At 42.6% G+C, this 17,794-nt stretch carries 18 protein-coding genes; 13 read left to right on the top strand and 5 right to left on the bottom strand.

All coding sequences use genetic code 11. From position 1 onward, the window contains the following. Positions 1-21 precede the first annotated feature (21 nt). The 9 genes from AB4114_RS07180 (at position 22) to AB4114_RS07220 (ending at position 6,295) form a co-directional block, all read left to right on the top strand. Positions 22-450, top strand: coding sequence for a MarR family winged helix-turn-helix transcriptional regulator (locus AB4114_RS07180; protein ID WP_057313981.1), 429 nt, complete (start codon positions 22-24; stop codon positions 448-450). A gap of 201 nt (positions 451-651) precedes the next feature. Further along, positions 652-1,752, top strand: coding sequence for a WD40/YVTN/BNR-like repeat-containing protein (locus AB4114_RS07185; protein WP_441987816.1), 1,101 nt, complete (start codon positions 652-654; stop codon positions 1,750-1,752). 218 nt (positions 1,753-1,970) lie between these two features. After that, positions 1,971-2,075 carry a YjcZ family sporulation protein gene (locus AB4114_RS07190; RefSeq protein ID WP_441987817.1) on the top strand — a complete coding sequence of 35 codons (105 nt, stop codon included), beginning with the start codon at positions 1,971-1,973 and terminating at the stop codon, positions 2,073-2,075. A gap of 166 nt (positions 2,076-2,241) precedes the next feature. Continuing rightward, entirely contained in the window at positions 2,242-2,340 is a 99-nt protein-coding gene (locus AB4114_RS07195) for a YjcZ family sporulation protein (RefSeq protein ID WP_441987818.1), read from the top strand. A 437-nt stretch (positions 2,341-2,777) separates the two neighbouring features. Further along, the gene (locus AB4114_RS07200; RefSeq protein WP_441987819.1) at positions 2,778-3,635 is read left to right on the top strand and encodes an AraC family transcriptional regulator; all 858 of its coding nucleotides are present in this window, start codon (positions 2,778-2,780) and stop codon (positions 3,633-3,635) included. A gap of 148 nt (positions 3,636-3,783) precedes the next feature. After that, positions 3,784-4,269: a hypothetical protein gene (locus AB4114_RS07205; protein WP_441987820.1), complete on the top strand. Its 486-nt coding sequence runs from the start codon at positions 3,784-3,786 to the stop codon at positions 4,267-4,269. Positions 4,270-4,433: 164 nt separating this feature from the next. Beyond that, positions 4,434-5,237 (top strand): hypothetical protein, encoded by an 804-nt coding sequence (locus AB4114_RS07210; RefSeq protein WP_441987821.1) that lies wholly within the window; start codon positions 4,434-4,436, stop codon positions 5,235-5,237. A 198-nt stretch (positions 5,238-5,435) separates the two neighbouring features. Beyond that, the gene (locus AB4114_RS07215) at positions 5,436-5,666 is read left to right on the top strand and encodes a hypothetical protein (protein WP_441987822.1); all 231 of its coding nucleotides are present in this window, start codon (positions 5,436-5,438) and stop codon (positions 5,664-5,666) included. Between the two features lie 83 nt (positions 5,667-5,749). After that, entirely contained in the window at positions 5,750-6,295 is a 546-nt protein-coding gene (locus AB4114_RS07220; protein ID WP_441987823.1) for a nucleotidyltransferase domain-containing protein, read from the top strand. 259 nt (positions 6,296-6,554) lie between these two features. Here the strand turns inward: AB4114_RS07220 and AB4114_RS07225 are convergent, their stop codons facing one another. The 5 genes from AB4114_RS07225 to AB4114_RS07245 form a co-directional block, all read right to left on the bottom strand. Further along, the gene (locus tag AB4114_RS07225) at positions 6,555-7,403 is read right to left on the bottom strand and encodes a MetQ/NlpA family ABC transporter substrate-binding protein (RefSeq protein ID WP_441987824.1); all 849 of its coding nucleotides are present in this window, start codon (positions 7,401-7,403) and stop codon (positions 6,555-6,557) included. Between the two features lie 28 nt (positions 7,404-7,431). Then, positions 7,432-8,094, bottom strand: a complete 663-nt coding sequence (locus tag AB4114_RS07230) for a methionine ABC transporter permease (protein ID WP_441987825.1) — start codon at positions 8,092-8,094, stop codon at positions 7,432-7,434. Continuing rightward, entirely contained in the window at positions 8,085-9,116 is a 1,032-nt protein-coding gene (locus AB4114_RS07235) for a methionine ABC transporter ATP-binding protein (protein ID WP_441987850.1), read from the bottom strand. Before AB4114_RS07235 ends, AB4114_RS07230 begins: the two co-directional genes overlap by 10 nt. A 684-nt stretch (positions 9,117-9,800) precedes the next feature. Beyond that, positions 9,801-10,724: a response regulator gene (locus tag AB4114_RS07240; protein ID WP_441987826.1), complete on the bottom strand. Its 924-nt coding sequence runs from the start codon at positions 10,722-10,724 to the stop codon at positions 9,801-9,803. Positions 10,725-10,728: 4 nt separating this feature from the next. Then, positions 10,729-12,000, bottom strand: coding sequence for an ATP-binding protein (locus AB4114_RS07245; protein ID WP_441987827.1), 1,272 nt, complete (start codon positions 11,998-12,000; stop codon positions 10,729-10,731). Positions 12,001-12,264: 264 nt separating this feature from the next. Between AB4114_RS07245 and AB4114_RS07250 the strand changes: the two genes are divergently transcribed. The 4 genes from AB4114_RS07250 (at position 12,265) to AB4114_RS07265 (ending at position 17,200) form a co-directional block, all read left to right on the top strand. Next, the gene (locus tag AB4114_RS07250; RefSeq protein ID WP_441987828.1) at positions 12,265-13,530 is read left to right on the top strand and encodes a cation:dicarboxylate symporter family transporter; all 1,266 of its coding nucleotides are present in this window, start codon (positions 12,265-12,267) and stop codon (positions 13,528-13,530) included. Between the two features lie 24 nt (positions 13,531-13,554). Next, positions 13,555-14,979 carry an aspartate ammonia-lyase gene (aspA, locus tag AB4114_RS07255; RefSeq protein WP_441987829.1) on the top strand — a complete coding sequence of 475 codons (1,425 nt, stop codon included), beginning with the start codon at positions 13,555-13,557 and terminating at the stop codon, positions 14,977-14,979. A gap of 84 nt (positions 14,980-15,063) precedes the next feature. Further along, a complete protein-coding gene (pckA, locus tag AB4114_RS07260; RefSeq protein WP_441987830.1) occupies positions 15,064-16,641 on the top strand; it encodes a phosphoenolpyruvate carboxykinase (ATP) in 1,578 nt (525 codons plus the stop codon). Positions 16,642-16,942: 301 nt separating this feature from the next. After that, positions 16,943-17,200, top strand: coding sequence for a hypothetical protein (locus AB4114_RS07265; RefSeq protein WP_441987831.1), 258 nt, complete (start codon positions 16,943-16,945; stop codon positions 17,198-17,200). Positions 17,201-17,794: the final 594 nt, after the last annotated feature.

Genomic DNA, 17,794 nt, shown 5'->3' on the forward strand with positions numbered 1-17,794 from the left:
ATAATACGAGGAGGAACGTTCATGAAGCCTCACAAGAATACGCCTTATCTGGATTTGTTTCAGGTTATTGGCCTTAAGTTAAAGAAAAAAGCGGACGAGAGCATAAAAGAGCTAGGGTTAAACGCTCAACAAGGAAAAATAATTGGCTATATCTACGAGAACCAAGAAACTGAATTAATTCAGAGGGATCTTGCTGATCGGTTTCATCTACGCGGGGCTAGTATCACAGGTATGCTTCAAGGTCTTGAGCAAAGAGGATTCATCGAGCGGAAAATCCCAGTCAATAATGAACGACAAAAAAATATTTATGTTTTGCCAAAGGCCGTTGAATTGATCGAGGACTTTAATGAATCCTTTCAAAAAGTGGAGGACGAAATCGTTCAAGTCCTTTCTGAAGAGGAGAAACAAATCTTAAAGGAATTGTTGATTAAAATTAATGAACGCTTATAATCGCGCTTGGAATCTACCCGATAGATTGGGTACTTAATTGAACTAACGTGTAACGTTACTACAAACGAACCCAGGAGCAGATTGCCGTGGCAGCTGCTCCTTTTGTCATTAGCGTGCATGGAAAATGAAACCTTTCTTAGGTATTAAAACGTCTAAATATACAACAAGTGTATCAGGGTTGGTATTAAAGGAGAGTGATGAATGAGTTTGAAAAAGTTTATTTTAGGTGCTTTGGTTTGTGTTGTTCTTGTTGGGCTATCGGCATGTTTTAAAGATAACGTCCAACAGCAATCGCTAAATATAACCCAACCACAGTCGCCAACGACAAATACTCCCGCAACAGAACCTATCGTGGTAGGGACTTCATCATCATGCGATATTGCTCCGAAACAACTAACTCTGGCGGGGAAAACATATCTTCTATCGAATAACGCCAAAGCCGATGAAGGACCAATGAAACTAGCGTACATCAAGTGCGAAAAAGGGACATTTACGATGGGCGATGCAGATAATGATTATGTTATATTTAGCGCGGGTAAAACTAATGATATTTACTTGGCGGGAGGACGCACTGAAAAGGGGCTTCATCAATTTTATTCCTTAGAGGAAGCAGCTCAATCCCCAGGCTCTAACAAAGCTAATGCAACTCCTACACCACTGTCTACAATATCTAAAGTTGCTGCCTCGGATTCGATGCAACACATTGGCACCTACTCAAATCAGTCCGAGCAAGTATCGCTTTATAATTCCACAGACGGCATAGTCGTGAAAAGCAGTTCAGATAAAGGAAAAACATGGAGCGACGCTGTAGCATTACCGTTCAAGCAAGATTGGGAGAAGCAAATCCAAGCTGGAAATGTGTATACTTCGCTTCTATCCAGTTCATCACCAAGCTGGATCTTATTAACTTCGGACCCAGCCTTAGGACTCATGAATAAGTCGTTATATGAGTCGAGTGACAACGGTAAGACATGGATTTTGATTAATGAAGTTTCTCTAGTTATCGATGGATATGTTACGGGAATCTCCTTTCGCTCACCGACCGATGGATGGATTTCAGCTACCTATCACCAAGATACAGCAATGGTCCCTCTATATCGCACGAAAGATGGGGGAAAGACATGGTTACTCCAAAATATCCCGATACCGAAAGGATATAAATATGGAAATACCTATGCTCCAGTATTTGATATAAATAACGCTCAATCGGGAACGTTGAAAATCGAGTTTGTCAGCGATACAAATAAGGATGTATTTGAATTTATAACGAAAGATGGCGGGGAAACTTGGGTTAAAAAATAAACACTTACTTTTAGGATCAATACCGTAAACAAAGCGAGCAGGAAGCCGTGGCAACCTGGCTCGCTTTGTTGCGCTAACGGCGAACGATAGTAATTGTTCCACGAATACCTCCGCTTTCCTAAACAAAAAACCGTCCCTGGCATATGTCCAATCAATCACTATGTACCGAGCGTATGATTATACCGTAATGAAAATTTACTTGAGGGGAATGAGTAAATATGAGTGGTGCAAGTTGTGCAGGTTATGGTGGAGGTAGCAGCGCAGCAGCTGTTTTGGTTCTTTATGTTCTTTTGGTAATTATCTTAATGACTTTTGCAATTTAAATCAACATCACAAAAATACACAAACGGTCTTTTCACGAAATAGATGCGATTACAGACCGTTTTTTTCTCGTTGTTTAAATGAGGGTGACGTATGTCCAATCAAAAACTATGTACCGAGCGTATGATTATACCGTAATGAAAATTCACTTGAGGGGAATGAGTAAACATGAGTGGAGTAGACGGTTTTCATCATCATCGTACAAGCGCATTTGTCTTGGTTCTTTTTATTCTTTTGGTTATCATCACATCAGCTTTTGTATGGTAATGCCTTAACCAACATCACAAAAAAACAAAAACGGTCTTATCGCGAAATAGATGCGAATACAGACCGTTTTTTTCTCGTTGTTTAACCGAGGGTGATGAATGAGTTGTTGAGTGGGTTGGCAATATCAATATATGGTCAAGTGAATGATTCCGCACTAGGTCTATACCGCCACTTCGATACCCATTTCAATTGCTCCTTCCAACAATCAGCTGTGTACACTAACTGCAAGCGATTTCTGGAACACAAGTTTGTTACGCTAACGGTGAACTGTAGTTGAAAGGGATCATCGGCTGCCACGCAGTCAGAGGACCCTTTTTTAGTTGAAGGGATAGTTTTTGGTAACTGAATTTTTCGCAAAAAAAATCAAAAAATGCGATTGATTTTTGTATATAATCTGCTTAGATATATCAGGGATATACGAGAAAGGAAAACATTTAATGGATTATTTTACTCAGATCCGGCAAGTAGTCGCCTATTTGGAGAATAAGTTGACTGATGAGATTACGTTAGCAGAGGCAGCAGAAGTGGCAGGTTTTTCGCAGTATCATTTTCATCGGATTTTCCAGACATGGGTCGGTCAATCGTTAGCAGAATACGTAAGGAGACGCAGGCTTACGCAAGCTTCTTATGATTTGTTAAGGACAAAGTATTCCATTCTCGATGTAGCGGTAAAGTATCAGTTCGAATCTCAGGCTTCTTTTTCACGTGCGTTTCGAAAAATGTTCGACGTAAATCCGGGTGGGTACAGAAAAGTAGGCAAACGGCTTCAGAATAAAGAGGAACCAATTATCTCTGCAGAAAGGCTTAAACATCTATATGGAGGTATGCCGATGGAGATCAGAATCGTTGAAAAGGCAGCTTTTAAAGTGGTTGGGATGAAAGTGGAAACAAGAATGTCAGAAAACAAAATACCAGGGTTATGGGCACAATTTCTAGAACGGATTCATGAGGTGAAACACCGTTCGAACGTGCACGATACGTACGGGATTAGTGAGTACAGTGACAATTATGTTGATGAGTGGTCTAATTATTGGGCTTGTGTTCCTGTCCACTGCATTGAGGAAATACCTGAAGGAATGGTCGCTAAGACTGTATCCGCCGCCATCTATGTTGTAGTTACCCATAAAGGCAAACTTCAGACGATGGGTAATGTGTTTGATTATATTTACACAACATGGCTGCCAAAGTCAGGCTACGAGCTTGATGAAAAGGATAGTTTTGAATTATACAGTGAGCGTTTTTTAGGTGGTGACAATGAGGAGTCGGAGATAGATCTGTACATTGCAATAAAATAATGTCTGAAAAATTTAAATAGCCCTGTTCATTCAACAAACGGGCAGAATAGTTACAAAAAAAGGTAATAACTTATTGATAGCGAATGTATTGAGTAAGATTTCTATTCAATTACTAAAAATCGATTGCAAAAAAGAGGAGAAGAGTAAAATGAAGAGTCTTTTCTTAAATCAAGCAATTGAAAATATAAACACCATTAATTGGATGAATAATCATGAAAGAACCGAAGAAGAGTGTAAAATAGACGTTTTTTTTGTCAAGGAGTTTTTCAAGCGATTGTCTCTTTTTCTTGATTTTCTTTCGGTGGAATCAAAATACCCATATATCGATCCAGTTAAATTGATCAATAAGGAAAGTAAGATTGATTATGATAAGGTTTTTGAGTTATGTCCCAATCTCATTAAAGCACCAAATGGAGTAACTCAAGCGTTATGCGTGAATCATGTTATTTGGAGTTCATTAGCAGATGAAGGAGATCCAATTGCAATTCAATTTAATGATCTATTCAAACCGTTAATTGATCTTTTTAATGGTGGAGGATCTTGGAGAACTCATCATGGCATGTTAGATATAAGCAATAAATTTCTTTGTTTCCTCTCAGATTGGAAGGAATATAAGACGATTGAGTTACACTAACGGAAGACGATAGCTCAATAAACATCAGGAGAAGGCTGCCGACAGCAATGATCGGCGGCCTTCTCCGCTAACTGACAGGATATCAAAAAAGGTTTTCTTTAATTTTTTGGGAAATTATTACCTATTGTATTTATCTTAGATGCATAACGGAAGGGGTTATAAATTTGGAAAGTCTATTACTCCCCCAAGAAAAGTTTAACGAAAAAAGAGCAGGCAGCCTAGTCGGTACAATAACAGCTGTGTCGGAATATCTTAGATTGCTTTATGCACTGATTGGGAAGTGTAGAGACAGCAGTGGGTCATGGACTTCTCAGAATTTTTCCGCGAACAGTCCATACGGGATTTGTACTTCATGTAATGGAACCGAAACCGTGATTGATATTGATCCCGCCCGAATGATCGCATCCGAACTATCCCTAAAACATGGTGCCGTGCTTCTTTGGGCAGGTACGATTTGTGCGCCGGTGTTCAAAATCAAAGCATTGGCCAAGATGATCGGGATTGACTATGAAAAGCCGCTTGCCGAGCAGGATAGGCGATTTATGGATATTTTACTTTACGGTTACAAGAATGACCCTGTTTCCTATGTTTACAAAAAGAAACAAGCGACAAGTTTCTACCGCGGATGCGTTGCCGATTTGCGATATATGCGAGATGCGGGAACGAAGAGTAAGGGGAACCTTAGGGTGATCCGTTTCTTCTCCAAGCAAGTCCAATGCGCCGGATGTAACGGAAGCAAGATGGCACCTGAATTAATAGCTACAACGATACAAGGTCAATCGATTGTAGATACTCTAAGATTGCCGATACAGGAATTGTTGCTGTTTATTCGAGGTTTACCCCATTCACTCGACGTGCATGAGTTGAAGGTTTCTAGCCAGGTGAAGGATGAAATTGAATTACGGTTGGTCTACTTAAATAAAATTGGGCTTAAATCTCTGATGATTCACGAAGGAGACAATGCGTGACTCATTCACTCAACTAACGGGACACTATAGCTCCATGACAACAGGCTACCGAATTTATCGGTAGCCTGTTCAACTATCGGGCAGGATAGCAGAAAAGTTATAAAATGGAAACTTTTCACTCGTTCCCTTCGTCTTATTTCTAGAACTAAATGATGGGATGCGTTTTTGCGGTAAACATTAGTTTGGAGGGTATTGGAGATGGTTATGAGAAGATTTTCATACTTTTTCTTTTTTATTATTGGAACGGCTCTGATTGTTATGGGAGCATTACCGTCTGTCTTTGCATTTCCATACAGCGATGGACCCAATTCAGGACCATCAAACACATGGGAACTTGCTCTAATGATTTCTTACGATGGATGGATATGGTTTTTAGTTATTGGACTTGTCTTATCAGTTTTTTCACTTCTTAAAATAAGAAGGCAATAACAGAAGCATCTGTTTACAAAAATGGTTATTTTGTGATGTTCGTAAATTATGAAATCCCTGCCAATTAAAATCGAGGTGTTTTTGTGAGCGACCTGATAAATCCACATTTCGGAACTCAAACAGAGTCACAATTACAGGTGTTAAACGAAATCAGTGCAATATGTGCATCGATCGAATGTAAGTTCTGGTTACGTGGCGGGTGGGCAATCGATTTTTTACTTGGTAAGGTCACCCGTCCACATGACGATATAGACTTGATAACATGGATACAGAACCGAGAGCAGTTAGAACAGGCTCTTGCCGAAGCTGGCTTTGAACAGACACCTGTGAATGAGCAGTTTCGTGGTAGGCAGTCCGATTTCCGTAAGGATGACGTAGACATTACTTTTGGCTATATAACCAGTACCAATGATGGAAGTCTTATTATGAATGGCTTACCCGAGTGGGTATGGCGTTCTGATTCCTTGTTACTACAAAGTCTTATGTTGAAGGGCATAACGGCTCTTGTCTTAAGCCCAAGACAACTTTTGGAAGAAAAAGAGGTATACGAACAAATTGGTAGGAAGCCTAGACCAAAAGACGAAGATAGCAAAAAGATATTGCATCGAATAATAGCAGAGTTAAATTGACAGTTTATCTTATGGTCAATTTGTACTTTGTGTTTAGATACATTTGCGGTGAACCGTACCAAAGATGACAGGTCAGGATTACGCTAAGGAAAACTATAGTTTAATAGCAGAGTCGCTGCCACGTGGCAGCGACTACTTTCTCTTTCATAAAATCCTTGGTCAAAAAACATTCTTTAAGCATAAAAAACTAACAAAAAAAGCTGTTCCTTAGGCTTTTAAGACCATAAGGAACAGCTTTATATTTGGATCGAAAGGTTGCTTAGAACGCAGGCACGATTGCGCCTTTGTATTTATCTTCAATGAATTTTTTCGTGTCAGCGGAGTTCAATTCCTTAGTAAGCTTTTGCATCGCTTCGGAATCCTTATTGTCAGGACGGGAAACGACGATGTTCACGTAAGGTGAATTTTTGTCCTCGATGAATAAAGCATCTTTCGCCGGATTTAGATTCGCTTGAAGTGCGTAGTTCGTATTGATCAGAGCCAAATCAAACTCACCGATTGTACGTGGCAGCATCGCAGGGTCTAATTCTTTGATCTGAATTTTCATTTTGTTTTCTACGATATCTTTAACCGTACCTTTGATGCCAACGCCGTCCTTCAGTTTAATCAACCCGTTTTTCTCCATCAGTGAAAGCGCACGGCCGGCATTAGAAGGATCGTTAGGAATAGCGACTGAAGCGCCATCTTTCAATTCTGTTGCTGACTTCACCTTTTGGGAGTAAGCGCCGAACGGTTCGATGTGCACGCCAACTACTTTCACGAGGTTTTGCTTTTTATCAAGGTTATATTGATCTAGGTAAGGCTGATGTTGGAAAAAGTTAGCGTCCAATTGTTTTTCAAACACTTGTACGTTTGGTTGAACATAATCGTTGAACTCAATAACTTCAAGATTAACGCCTTGTGCTTTCAATTTCTCTTTCACACTATTCAAAATTTCGGCATGAGGGACTGAAGATGCACCGACTTTAAGTGTAACTTCTTTTGCAGCCGCTGGAGCAGTAGATGCCGCTGGGGCTGAACTTGCAGGCGTTTCAGTGGCTTTCTGTCCGCATGCTGCAAGTGCAAGCACAACGAATAGAGCCATTAAAGATAATGAAAGTTTCTTCATGATAAAATTACCTCCATATTAATGTGTTTTATTTGCGGTTAAATTTGGCTACCAAACGGTCTCCTATCATTTGCAGGAGCTGAACGAATAGAACGAGAATGACGACGGTCACGATCATGATATCGGTACGGAACCGCATGTAGCCGTAGCGAAGTGAGAGATCCCCAAGCCCGCCGCCACCTACGACACCTGACATGGCCGAGTAGGAGAGCAGGGCAACAGCCGTCACGGTAACGGCTGAAATCAGACCCGGGCGCGCTTCCGGCATCAGGACGCGCCAGACGATTTGCCACGGCGTAGCGCCCATGGACTGCGCGGCTTCAATGACGCCGCTGTCGATCTCGCGCAGCGCGGTTTCAACCAGCCGCGCGAGAAACGGCGCGGCTGCGATAACGAGAGGCGGGATCGCGCCCTGCACGCCGATGGTTGTATGCACGATGGCCTTTGTGATCGGAAAAACCGAAATCATCAGAATCACGAAAGGAACAGAACGAAGAATGTTTACGATCAGCGAGAGCACTCCATAAAGCGGCAGATTTTCCAGTAGCTGCCCTTTGGAGGTAAGAAATAATATGATGCCCAGTGCCATACCGATGATAACTGTGAATAAGAGCGACCATCCGAGCATTACGAGTGTATCGCCAGTTGCTTTCGTAATTTCGGACCAGTTAATGTTCCAGGTCATATCCATGCGTTGAGCACCTCCACGTCGATTCCTTCTTGCTCAAGTTTGGCAATTACTGAATCGATTTCTTCTTGGTGTCCGCCTGTCAATTCCACAACCAATTGACCATAAGGGACACTTTTCATGGAAGAAATAGTACCCTGAAGGATGGCAAAGGAAACATTCGTCGACTTGACAGTTTCGAATAAGATAGGCTCGTATGTTTTGGCACCGATGTAGGTAATCCGGATTACCGTTCCGTGCTTTTCTCCCTGACTCTCCATCTGATCCTGATCTGAATGTTGTGCGAAATCCGAAACTTGTCCTACGAACTCCTTCGTAACTGCATGCTTAGGCTTCAGGAATACATCAAGCACTTTCCCGGTTTCTACGATCAAACCTTTCTCCATAACAGCAACACGGTCGCAGATCGCACGAATAACCTGCATCTCATGTGTGATGAGAAGAATCGTGATACCAAGCTTTCGATTGATATCAAGCAGCAGTGCAAGAATGGCATTCGTTGTCTGAGGATCGAGCGCTGATGTCGCTTCATCACAGAGTAGAATATCCGGTTGATTGGCCAAGGCTCTTGCAATGCCGACACGCTGCTTCTGTCCACCTGAGAGCTGGCTTGGATACTTATGTGAGTGTTCCTGCAAACCGACTAAATCGAGAAGCTCAATAATTCGGGACTGAATCGCTACTTGCCCTATCCCAGCCAATTTCAGAGGAAAGGCAATATTTTCAGCAACGGTCGATGAAGAGAGGAGATTGAAATGTTGGAATATCATCCCGATTTTGCGTCGTTTCGTTTGCAGCTGGCGAGAATCCAACTTTGTCATTTCTTCACCATCTATACGAATGCTGCCAGAGGATGGTCTTTCCAGTAGATTTACACAACGCAGCAATGTACTCTTCCCTGCACCGGAATGTCCGATAATGCCGAATATTTCTCCGCGATCGATATGTAATTGGATCCGCTGGATGGCCGGTATACGTCCCGGAATATCCTCATATACTTTTTGTAAATTTTCGATATGAATCAGGATGAATACCCCCTATTCCATGCAAATATTGGTGATTTTATATTTTGACCAACGGTAGATCATTTTATAAGAAATTGCAAGAGGATACAACGTCTAAAATATGGAAGACAAATGTTCACTACTTTATAAAATAGACAAGAAAAGGAGATGAAGGGGACATGATCCGGAAATTGACAAAATTGAAATCATCGATAAAAAATTAGATGGATACTCAAGGATAAAAGGCAACAGAAACATGCAGCGATCTCCTAATGGAGAAAATGCTGCATGTTTTTTTATTATCTTTTTATTCGGCTGTTGCACAATGTGCTTCAACCCATTTAAAGGAAGACTAGACAACATTGAGATCAATCATACTAGGATCAAATTCTTTTCAGGGGATGTGCTCATGTATAAGATGTTCTTTCACTTCAAGGCAATCCTTGCATGAGCTGGGGATCCGCTGTCTACCAAACCAGATACTGAGTTCAATCAAGGTGGATATATCGAGCGTGGGACTTCGGGGAGAATATGCATGGCAACGAAACAAAACGATGTGGGTAACGAGGCGGCGAAGGAAGAACAAAAGGTATAATTGGTTTGAAAAGGGTACCCTGCCGGGAAGTGGAGGGTATCCTGTCTATCAATTGGGCTCGCACCGCGATTGCTGAGTTCTCCATTCTGACCCTTTGGCGTCCAATTTCATCAGCTCATTAATTTTCTTGATTCTAAATAAAGGACCTGAATAAACTTTTTTGTGTTCTGCCGGATCAAACTGAGCGCTGGAGATTCCTCATTTTCTAGTGCTCTCATTTTTTTGCGGATATCACTCAAGTCAAAAAACTTTGTAGAGTACTGCTCGAACTTAGGATTCGAATAATCAATTAATCCTAGGGATGCTAAGTGGGTTAGTGCTTGGTTTACCGCTCGCCTCACCCGTTGTTCGGCCGCTTTGATCTCTTTTTTCAAGTCGGTGTTGGAAGCGGAGTGGCCTAGTTTTTTCAAGGCGATTTGATGGTAGATGTCATGAAGCTGAGGAAAGCCCTGCTCCTGTGGATGATTAGACTCATAACGGTACAAATAATCGAGCATTTCCAGCAAGTCTTTGCTGCCTGCTTCTCCAATAAGTCCTAGGTCAGATAACATGTAGTTACCGCATGTTGTGATGTTCTTATCGTTAGAAGACGGCTCTTTCCCCGTTAATGCGCCACTAAAGCCGACAGCACTGAGCGATTTTTGGATATTTCGAAGGGATTGGTGCATGCGAAGCAAATCAGAAACCTTGCGAATAACGGCGATAACTTCCAAACGGTTTAAAGGCTTAGTGATATAATATTCAATTCCGCAGGCATATGCCTTGACTATCATTTCTTTCGACTCTATTTGAGAAATCATAATGATTTTCCCTTCGAAGCCGCCGGATAGCTTACGAACGGTCTCAATGCCATCGCGAACGGGCATAAGTAAATCAATAAGCACGATATCTACTTGCTTGAGTTCGAGCAAAGTATTATCAACATCAGCCCCGTCAGGAGCTTCGCCTACAATACTTCCTAAATCCTCATCTTCGATAATTTGTTCAAGCATGGAACGGATAGCCGGATCGTCATCGATAATAAAATAACGCATTGCGCTACACTTCCTTTCCTATTTGGCTAATCGGCAATATGATGGTGAAAACAGTGCCTGCGCCCTCGCTGTTGTCTTGAATTTGGACGTTTCCAAGTAAACGCTCTGTTTCCTGCTTCACATATACTAAACCGATACCCGTCGAGGGATTGCCTGCCTTATCGAATTTGGTAGTAAAGCCGGGCATAAAGATTTTCTCCCGATACTTTGGCTTTATTCCCGGACCATTATCTGCGACACGGAAAACGATCACGTCCTTGTTACGTTTAACCCCTATTCGGATAATACCCTGTTCCTCCAACGCTTCAACGGCATTGGCAACCAAGTTATTGAACAAAGACAAAGTGGTGTACACATGGCACAAAGGAAAGATACCCTCGGATTGCATTGTGAAATCGATCTTTTTGCCAAGTGACTGGGCATATTTCTGATTGGAGCGCAGGACGATATCGGCCAGTTCTTCCATCGGCATATATTCGCTATCGTGCGATATCAGACTGGATAGACCTGCATATATCCGTTGATTGTCCTTTTTGATTTCATGAACTTCACCGGCGATCCGGAGAGCTTTCTGAGCTAGATCTTCAGGAAAAACATGCTGCGCATCTTGTAACAATTGATACAGCTCGTAGCTGTCACGGGCGATATTTTCTGCGTTGTGCATCGTTTTCTTCAATTGAATGGTTTCCTCGTAAAGCTCAGTTATAACCATGAGCATCTTCTCGTTTTCTTTACGTTTCTGTTCTTCGGCCGCTTTCGACTGTCTCAATTTAACCAAATTGAAAAAACCGAGAACGAAAAAACTCCGGAAAAAAGCTATGAGAATAATTTGATTCCAGGTTGCGAAGGTGGTCGGTTGTTCTGTTGCCGAATAACGCAGCAAAAGTTCCACCGACGTCGCGGCGAGTTCACACGCCACCCCAAGTGCTCCAACCAGAAGTGGTCGGTTATGACGACGATTCATTCGAACTGCCGCGAAGGTAATAGCATAGGTCAAATAGTAAAAGAATACCGGATAATGATGCTGAAAAGCAGCTCCCCAGTTCCAATGTGGTTCCATTGCCAACATAAGTCCCATGCGAAAGATTGTAACCGAACTGCCGACAAGTAATCCGGAGATAAGCGGTGAGGGAGAACGGAGCCAGAGTAGGAATAGAAAAAAGGCGGGGGTCCCCAAACTTACCCGAAAATCAGTATGGAACGGGTAAAAATTCAATTCGCCCATGATCGGAACCGAAATAACCATCAGTGTTACAAGAAGCCATTTTTCTTTCAAAGCGGTTTTTCAGTCTCCTTTCTTCACAACTTAACAGATTTTCGACATCATTTGTATTATTCCTCCATGGTGTAGATACTCCCTCTTTTCATTATTCCAAAAACAAGATGAATAATTCGATAAAGGATGGACCAAAGAATTTTTGCTCAACATGTAGATTTATATAGTTTGCTGTAGGTTCCCCGTACAATAAACTCATTCAAGACATTATAAATTTACGAATAAAAGAAAGCGCTTTACATTTTTCGGAAAAGGGGAGTAATTATGAAAAAATTTGGTTTGGCTTTTCAAATCTTGCTTGGCCTTCTATTAGGGATTATTGTCGGGGCCATTTTCTATGGTAACCCGAGCATTGAAAGTTATTTGAAACCCGCGGGAGATATTTTCATTCGTTTGATTAAAATGATTGTCGTACCTATCGTCGTTTCTTCTCTAATTKTCGGAGTAGCGGGAGTGGGAGATATTAAAAAGCTTGGAAGAATTGGTGGGAAAACGCTTCTTTATTTTGAAATCGTGACGACGGTTGCTATTATTTTCGGCTTGGTCATAGCGAATATCTTTCACCCTGGAGCCGGAATCAATATGGCTGGTCTAGCTAAGTCAGATATTACGAAATATGTTGAAGCGACCAAACAGGTGACTAGTCACAGCTTCGCTGACACATTTGTCAATGTCGTTCCGAAAAACATCTTCGAATCATTAGTAGCCGGAGATATGCTGGCCATTATTTTCTTCTCTGTATTGTTTGGTTTGGGCGTTGCCGCGATTGGCGATAAAGGAAAACCGGTGTTATCTTTTTTCCAGGGTGTTGCCGAAGCGATGTTCTGGGTGACGAACCAAATTATGAAATTTGCGCCAATCGGTGTTTTTGGTTTGATTGGTGTAACCGTATCCAAATTCGGTGTCGGCTCTTTGATTCCACTGGGGAAATTAGTGTTTGCCGTGTATATCGGCATGATCCTGTTTGTAGTTCTCGTGCTTGGTTTAATTGCTAAGCTTTGCGGTACCAGTCTTATTGCAATTATTCGCATATTAAAAGATGAACTCATTCTGGCTTACTCTACAGCAAGCTCCGAAACGGCACTTCCTAAGATGATGGAAAAAATGGAGAATTTCGGCGTACCGAAAGCAATTACATCATTTGTTATCCCGATTGGATATTCGTTTAATTTGGACGGGTCCACATTATATCAAGCGATAGCGGCATTATTTATTGCACAAATGTATGGGATCCATATGTCGATTAGCTCTCAAATCATGTTGATGCTTGTCTTGATGCTCACTTCAAAGGGAATTGCTGGTGTGCCAGGCGCTTCGTTCGTCGTCCTCCTTGCCACACTCGGATCTGTTGGGATTCCGCTTGAAGGTCTTGCTTTTATCGCAGGTATCGATCGTATTCTKGATATGGCCCGGACAGTAGTCAATGTCATTGGTAATTCAATGGCCGCGGTGGTCATGGCTAAATGGGAAGGCCAGTACGACAAGAACAAAGGCAAGAACTATTTAGAGTCCGTCAAAAAGGCTGCGTAAGAAAATAACAAGGGGGAAACGACAATGACAACAGCCCAGCAAAGAGTAGAAAAAGACTTTCTTGGATCTAAAGAAGTTCCGCTCAGCGCCTATTACGGCATTCAAACATTGCGTGCAGTAGAAAATTTTCCGATTACAGGCTACCGCATACATGAAGAATTGATAGTTGCGATGGCAACCGTTAAACATGCGGCCGCTGCAGCAAACATGGAAATTAGGCAGTTGAATCCACAGATTGGGCAAGCGGTTGTGCAAGCGGCACAGGAAATTATGGACGGTAAATGGCATGATCAATTTATTGTCGATCCGATACAAGGCGGAGCAGGAACGTCTATCAACATGAACACCAATGAGGTCATCGCCAACCGGGCTATCGAGATTCTCGGGGGAATCAAAGGCGATTATTTCAAAGTTAGTCCCAATTCGCATGTGAATATGGCCCAATCGACCAACGATGCTTTCCCGACGGCGATTCATATTGCAACACTTTCTTTGATTGAAAAGCTGCTAGTGACGATGGAGGAGATGCTCACAGCATTTCGTAAAAAAGCCGTACAATTCGACGGGGTTATCAAAATGGGGCGGACACATCTCCAAGATGGCGTGCCGATCCGACTCGGACAGGAATTTGAGGCCTACAGCAGAGTCCTCGAACGAGATATTAAGCGAATAAAACAAACTCGCGGCCATCTATATGAAGTCAACATGGGTGCAACAGCCGTCGGAACCGGCCTGAATGCCGATCCCCGCTACATTAAGCGGGTTGTGGAATTGCTCGCTGAACTCAGCGGGCTGCCCCTTACTAATGCAGATCACCTAGTGGACGCAACTCAAAATACAGATGCCTATACCGAGGTGTCAGCCGCATTGAAAGTTTGCATGATCAACATGTCTAAGATTGCCAACGACTTACGATTACTCGCCTCCGGACCGCGTGCTGGGCTCGGGGAGCTGAATCTGCCTGCAAGGCAACCTGGTTCGTCCATCATGCCAGGCAAGGTCAATCCAGTCATGGCTGAGGTCGTCAATCAGGTAGCGTTCCAGGTCATCGGGAATGACCATACGATTTGTCTTGCTTCTGAAGCGGGGCAGCTCGAGCTTAATGTGATGGAGCCTGTTCTCGTGTTCAATTTGCTTCAATCGCTCAGTATGATGAATCAAGCCTTCAAAGTTTTCCGTGTACATTGTTTGGAAGAAATCGAAGCAAACGTAGAGCGCTGCAAAGAGTATGTGGAGAAAAGTGTTGGGGTCATTACCGCGCTCAACCCGCATCTGGGCTATGAAGTCGTAGCAAGGATCGCGCGTGAAGCGATTCTGACCGGCCGTCCGGTTCGAGAGCTATGCCTCCTATATAATGTCTTAACGGAAGAAGAGCTCCAAATCATTCTTGATCCTTATGAAATGACGAACCCGGGTATCGCAGGAACGGAGTTATTGGGCAAGAACTAAAAGGATATGAAATCGATAAAGAACTAACCACTCTAGGCCTATAGCCGCAATGATTGGATAACACAACGAAGGGAATTGATAAATATGGATGACAAGCTGCCGCAGTTGAAAATAGGTATAACATCTAATAATTTGTCCGTATCCGAGCTAGTCGAAACAGCATTGGAACGGAAGGAAGGGGTTCTTGCTTCCACAGGAGCCTTGCAAGTTTACACAGGGAAATATACCGGACGTTCTCCCAAAGACAAGTTCATTGTGGAGGAGCCTTCTGTCATGGATCACATAGATTGGGGGGCTGTGAATCAACCTATCTCACAGTTTCAGTTCGAGCGGCTCTACCAAAGAGCGCAAGACTATATGGCAGATAAGGATTTGTTCGTATTCGACGGCTATGCCGGGGCGGATTCAGAGAATCAATTACCCATTCGCATCGTGAATGAATATGCTTGGCATAATTTATTTGTCCGGCAGCTTTTTGTTCGTCCGACAGAGGAAGAACTGCTTACCCATCATGCGGAGTTCACCGTGATCGCACTGCCAGGCCTAAAAGCTGATCCAGAGGTAGACGGTACGCATTCTGAAACATTTATCTGCCTTTCCTTTGAAAAGAAATTGGTTCTCATAGGAGGGACCAAGTATGCGGGAGAGATGAAAAAATCGATTTTTAGCGTTTTGAATTATTTGCTCCCTTTCCGCGGCGTTCTTCCGATGCATTGTTCAGCAAATGTGGGCGAGAAAGGCGATGTGGCTTTATTCTTTGGGTTATCCGGTACAGGGAAAACGACGCTTTCTGCCGATCCAAACCGCCGGTTGATTGGGGACGATGAGCATGGCTGGACCGATCAAGGGGTCTATAACTTCGAAGGCGGATGCTATGCCAAGTGTGCCAACCTATCCGAAGAAAAGGAACCGCAAATTTGGCAGGCTATTCGTTATGGTACGGTTTTAGAAAATGTCGTACTGGACCCAGGGACAGGCAGGGCAGATTATAACGATACTCAGATAACCGAAAATACGCGTGCCGCTTATCCAATCGAGGTCATTCCTGGTGCAGTCATCCCAGGGAAGGCGGGTCATCCGAACGTCATTATTTTCTTAACAGCTGATGCTTTCGGGGTGCTGCCTCCTATTTCCAAACTAACGAAGGAACAGGCGATGTATCACTTTTTGTCAGGGTATACGTCGAAGCTAGCAGGTACCGAAAGAGGAGTAACGGAACCGGAGGCGACATTTTCCACTTGCTTTGGGGCGCCTTTTCTTCCGCTCCATCCAACTGTGTACGCAAGGCTATTGGGAGATAAAATCGAGAATCACCAAGTTAAAGTATATTTGGTTAACACGGGATGGTCTGGAGGTCCCTATGGTGTAGGTAATCGGATGAATTTAACTTTCACTCGTGCGATGATAACTGCTGCTTTGAATGGAAGTATCGAGCAAGCGATGTTTACTGCTGATCCGATCTTTGGTGTGCTCTGTCCCGATTTCGTAGAAGGGGTTCCAAGCAAAGTTCTTGTTCCCCGTCATACTTGGGAGGATCAAGAGGCGTATGAGAAGGCCGCTTTGGATTTGGCTGAACGGTTCACTCGCAATTTCGAGAAATTTTCCGATATCGAAAAAGATATTAGTAGAGCTGGTCCAAAGTTTCTATCTAAATGGAGGTAACTGACTCAAAACAGCTAAATTTCTCCATAAACGGCTACGCTGTCCTTAGAGGACGGCGTAGCCGTTTATTTTATTTATGGGATCAAGTGCTAGTCACGAGCAAATGACAAGAACTTGATCTCATTCCCGACAGATTTTTGTTGGCCAATGAATCGATTGCCATTACTCAACTATCGGGCAGTTTAATTCAATCGTTACTAAAATAACTAACGAAATTCATTCCAAAAAAGTAAAATAATAGAATGGAATTTATTATTGTTGTATAATTAAATTAGAACATCGAAGAGGAGGGTGATAAGATATGCTACAACAAACTTCGGATTATTTATTTATGGGTTCATTAATTTTTTTGGTAATTACCGTCCTGCTATTTTCCTCTGGGAGTAACTATTTCAACACTTGGAATGCGACAGGTGCAGCAACCGACTTACAAATGAATCACGACCATAAAAAAATGGTAAATGCACAGCACAGCCGGTTAGTAAAACTTTTAAAATCATATCTCTTATGGATTCCTGTTGCTGGAATGATTACTTCTGTTGTGCTCTCTAAAATTTAATGAAATAAAAAATGCACAAGCTTGGTTGCCGATTTGGTACCAAGTTTTTTAATTTCACTTATATTATTGATGTCTTTTCAAGTCGCATATGTGCTCCCACTAAATACTTGCATTATTATTAGATGAGGAGAGCCGCGATGAGCTTGCACCCTTATTTCCCATTTTTAATGACGCACTTGATTCATTCGAAAATAGAATTGGGCGCTTGGTGAGGACAATACCTCGAAAATTAATGGCTTATGCAGCATGCTTCTCCTTGGCAATGTCGATGCCTATGACCAGAGTGGTAGTGGAGATTCGTTCTACACGTTGATTATGGGAATTAATTGGATTAGACTTCATAATAACGCCTCCAGAGGTGAGTTCTGAGGCCTGCAACCCAGTACATACTCATCCTAGCGAGGCGTCCTTTTTTCTGCAAGTTCAATCTACTAACACCTACAGGAATGTTAAACATTCCTGTTAAGGCTAAGAAATGGCCTTTGTCAAAAAAGGAGCGCCTCGGTATGATGGATTTGTCGACGGGTTCGTAACCCAATACCATCAAGGAGGCGCTCTTACTTATGAAGTTTAAACAATCTAACGGACAAAATC

It is taken from the genome of Paenibacillus sp. 2RAB27 (assembly GCF_052115445.1).
Lineage (GTDB): Bacteria > Bacillota > Bacilli > Paenibacillales > NBRC-103111 > Paenibacillus_E.